The 1,767-nt window shown below is 46.6% G+C and carries 3 protein-coding genes; 2 read left to right on the top strand and 1 reads right to left on the bottom strand.

The window, feature by feature from the left end:
* Window positions 1-678 (bottom strand): glutamate--tRNA ligase (gltX, locus tag Q0256_RS10550; RefSeq protein ID WP_297962830.1); only part of this gene is annotated, 678 nt, incomplete at its 3' end.
* 114 nt (window positions 679-792) lie between these two features.
* On the opposite strand from gltX, the gene mscL reads away from it, so the two are divergent.
* Complete coding sequence (gene mscL, locus Q0256_RS10545; protein ID WP_297962828.1) at window positions 793-1,194, top strand: large-conductance mechanosensitive channel protein MscL; 402 nt, start codon at window positions 793-795, stop codon at window positions 1,192-1,194.
* A gap of 9 nt (window positions 1,195-1,203) precedes the next feature.
* Window positions 1,204-1,767: Crp/Fnr family transcriptional regulator (locus tag Q0256_RS10540; protein WP_297962826.1), on the top strand; the 564-nt coding region annotated here is incomplete at its 3' end.

Below are 1,767 nucleotides of genomic sequence, written 5' to 3'. Positions count from 1 at the left end.
CGGCAAGTGTGCGTATTTGATCTCGCCCTCGTAGCCGAGGCTTTGGCGGATCCAGTTTTGCTTCGGGGTGTTTGAGACGTGATCCTCGCCGCGGATTACGAAGCTCACGCCCTGTATCATATCGTCGCAGGCGCAGGCGAAGTTATAAGTTGGCGTCTTGTCCGCGCGCATGATGACGAAGCTGTCGATATTCTGCGGCTCAAATGCGATACGGCCCTTGATCGCGTCGGTAAATTCCAGCGTGTGATCGGGCTTTTTAAGGCGGATAGTAAAGGGCCTCTCGCAGTTTAGAACCTTTTCGTCGCTTAGATGCTCGCAGTGCCCGTCGTAGCGGTACGCCTCTCCCGCGTCCTTGGCGGCTTGCTTTTTCGCTTCCAGCTCCTCCTCGCTGCAAAAACAGCAAAACGCCTTTTTCTCGGAGAGCAGCTTGGCTGCGAACTGCTGATGAAATTTTAAATTTTTGCTTTGATAATACAGGCTTTGCCATTTAATGCCGAAGCGCTTTAAAATTTCGATGATCTCTTGATCTTTGCCTTCGATATTGCGCGCGGTGTCGGTATCCTCGATGCGCAAAATAAAGCCGCTTTTATCCTGCAGCGAGCAGATGTAGTTAAAAATAGCCGCGCGTAAATTTCCGATATGCATATCGCCGGTGGGCGACGGAGCGAAGCGATACAATTTAGGTCCTTTGGGTTTAAATTTAAGCTGGGATTATACTTTTTACTTCCTAATAAAAAGCAAAAACAAAGCAAAAATAGGCTAATATCGGCGCATTTTATTTAAGGAGACAATATGAGTTTCATTCAGGAATTCAAAGAATTCGCGATGAAAGGCAACGTCATTGATATGGCGGTGGGTGTCGTCATCGGCGGGGCTTTCGGCAAGATCGTAACCTCGCTCGTAAGCGACATTATGATGCCGGTTTTAGGACTTCTTACGGGAGGCATGAATTTTACCGATCTTAAGATCGTGCTAAAAGAAGCGGTGGGGCAGACCCCGGCCGTTACGATAAACTACGGCTCGTTTATCCAGGTAACGGTCGATTTTATAATCATCGCGTTTTGTATATTCTGCGCGATCAAGGCGATCAATAAGCTTAAAAAGCCTGCCCCTGCGCCGGAGCCGGCTGCGCCTGCCGAGCCTAGCGAAGAGGTTAAACTTCTTACCGAGATAAGAGACCTGCTTAAAAAATAGGTCGCGGCGATGCTTGAGAGAATTCCTTATTTCAAAGCTCTAAGCGCAGCGCAAATCGATCGTTTGGAGCAGATTAGCATCCATAAAAGCTACAAAAAGGGCGAAATTTTATTTTTCGAGGGCGAGCGCTCGCAGTATCTATTAATCCTGCTAAAAGGAATTTTAAAAATCTATAAAACCTCCGCAAAGGGGCGTGAGATCCATATGCGCGAGATACGCCCCATCTCGCTCGTGGCGGAGATGGTAAATTTCGAAGAGACGAGCTATCCCGCTAGCGGCGTGTTTTCGACAAACGGCGAGGTGCTAAAGATCGATTATGAAAAATTTAAAAACGAGTTTATGAGCGATCCTAAAATTTGCCTGGAGCTTTTAAAATCGATGTCTGAGAAGATCCGAGCGCTAAATGCGGTCTTTGATAATCAAGTCGTGCTTAGCTGCGACGGCAAAATCGCTAAGTTTATCAACGAGAATTTTGATATTTTTATGAGCACGAAATACACTAGAATAGCCAGAATTCTAAACGTAACTCCCGAAACATTTTCGCGCACTATCACTAAATTTAAAAAGAGCGGC

The sequence above is a fragment of the uncultured Campylobacter sp. genome (assembly GCF_937949835.1).
Classification (GTDB): Bacteria; Campylobacterota; Campylobacteria; order Campylobacterales; family Campylobacteraceae; genus Campylobacter_B.
This window is presented reverse-complemented; position numbering and strand designations above follow the sequence as displayed.

Bases quoted from the DNA above. Each gene is read 5' to 3' on its own strand.
- mscL (WP_297962828.1), top strand. From the start codon at position 793: ATGAGTTTCATTCAGGAATTCAAAGAATTCGCGATGAAAGGCAACGTC.